This is a genomic window from Plasticicumulans lactativorans (assembly GCF_004341245.1).
Classification (GTDB): Bacteria; Pseudomonadota; Gammaproteobacteria; order Competibacterales; family Competibacteraceae; genus Plasticicumulans_A; species Plasticicumulans_A lactativorans.
The window spans coordinates 1-1,604 of the sequence record NZ_SLWY01000056.1; the positions used below are offsets into that span (position 1 = coordinate 1).

Annotated in this window: 2 protein-coding genes; both read left to right on the forward strand. The window is 74.1% G+C overall.

Features of this window, described 5'->3' with window-relative positions:
- Positions 1-618 (forward strand): electron transfer flavoprotein subunit beta/FixA family protein (locus tag EV699_RS19725; protein WP_132546047.1); only part of this gene is annotated, 618 nt, incomplete at its 5' end.
- 2 nt (positions 619-620) lie between these two features.
- A complete protein-coding gene (locus tag EV699_RS19730) occupies positions 621-1,553 on the forward strand; it encodes an electron transfer flavoprotein subunit alpha/FixB family protein (RefSeq protein ID WP_132546049.1) in 933 nt (310 codons plus the stop codon).
- The last annotated feature ends 51 nt before the right edge of the window (positions 1,554-1,604 follow it).

A 1,604-nucleotide genomic window follows, 5' to 3' on the forward strand; every position in this document is an offset into this window, starting at 1 on the left:
GAGGCGGTGCGCCTGCAGGAGGCGGGGCAGGCGAGCGAGATCGTGGTGGTGTCGCTGGGGGTGTCGGCGTGCCAGGAGGTGCTGCGCACGGCGCTGGCGATGGGCGCGGACCGGGCGATCCTGGTGGAGACCGACGCCGAGCTGCAGCCGCTGGCGGTGGCGAAGCTGCTCGCCGCGGTGGTGGCGCGCGAGCAGCCGGGGCTGATCCTGCTCGGCAAGCAGGCGATCGACGACGACGCCAACCAGACCGGGCAGATGCTCGCCGCGCTGCTCGGCTGCGGCCAGGGCACCTTCGCCTCGAAGGTCACGCTCGGCGCCGGCACGGTGACGGTGACGCGCGAGATCGACGGCGGGCTGGAGACGGTCGAGCTCGACCTGCCGGCGGTGGTGACCAGCGACCTGCGCCTCAACGAGCCGCGCTACGTCAAGCTGCCCAACATCATGAAGGCGAAGAAGAAGCCGCTCGAGGTGCTGACCCCGGCGGCACTCGGCGTCGACCCCGCGCCGCGGCTGAAGACGCTCAAGGTCGAGGAGCCGCCCCGGCGTGCCGCCGGCATCCGCGTGGCCACGGTGGCCGAACTCGTCGACAAGCTCAAGCACGCAGCGCAGGTGATCTGAAAATGGCCGTCCTCGTCATCGCCGAACACGACAACCACAGCCTCAAGCCCGCCACGCGCCACAGCGTCAGCGCCGCCGCGCAGTGCGGCGGCGAGGTGCACGTGCTGGTGGCCGGCAGCGGCAGCGCCGCGGTGGCCGCCGCCGCCGCGCAGGTCGCGGGCGTGGTGAAGGTGCTGCACGCCGACGCCGCGGCCTACGCCCACGCCCTGCCCGAGGCGCTCGCGCCGCTGATCGCCGGGCTCGCCGGGGGCTACAGCCACCTGCTCGCCCCGGCCTCGGCGTTCGGCAAGAACCTGCTGCCGCGGGTGGCGGCGCTGCTCGACGTCGCCGCGGTGTCGGACGTCATCGCGATCCCGGCGCCCGACACCTTCGTGCGCCCGATCTACGCCGGCAACGTGCTCGCCACGGTGCAGGCGGGCGACAGCCCCAGGGTGCTGACGGTGCGCGGCACCGGCTTTGCCGCCGCCGCGGCGACGGGCGGCAGCGCCGCCATCGAGGCGATCGCGGCCGGGCCGGCGGCGGTGGGGGCGCGCTTCGTCGGCGCGGAGTTGAGCGTCAGCGAACGCCCCGAGCTCACCGCCGCGCGGGTGATCGTCTCGGGCGGGCGCGGGCTCGGTTCGGGGGAGAACTTCGCGCTGCTGGAGGCGCTCGCCGACAAGCTCGGCGCGGCGGTGGGCGCCTCGCGCGCGGCGGTCGATGCCGGCTACGTGCCGAACGACTACCAGGTGGGGCAGACCGGCAAGGTGGTGGCGCCGCAGCTGTACATCGCGGTGGGCATCTCCGGGGCGATCCAGCACCTGGCGGGGATGAAGGACTCGAAGGTGATCGTGGCGATCAACAAGGACGCCGAGGCGCCGATCTTCCAGGTGGCCGACTACGGGCTGGTGGGGGACCTGTTCGAGCTGGTGCCCGAACTGACCCGTGCCCTCAGCTGAAACCCCCACCCCCGCCACTCCCCCTGCGCGCGCAACCCCGGGGGCGCGCGC

Bases quoted from the DNA above. Each gene is read 5' to 3' on its own strand.
- EV699_RS19730 (WP_132546049.1), top strand. From the start codon at position 621: ATGGCCGTCCTCGTCATCGCCGAACACGACAACCACAGCCTCAAGCCC.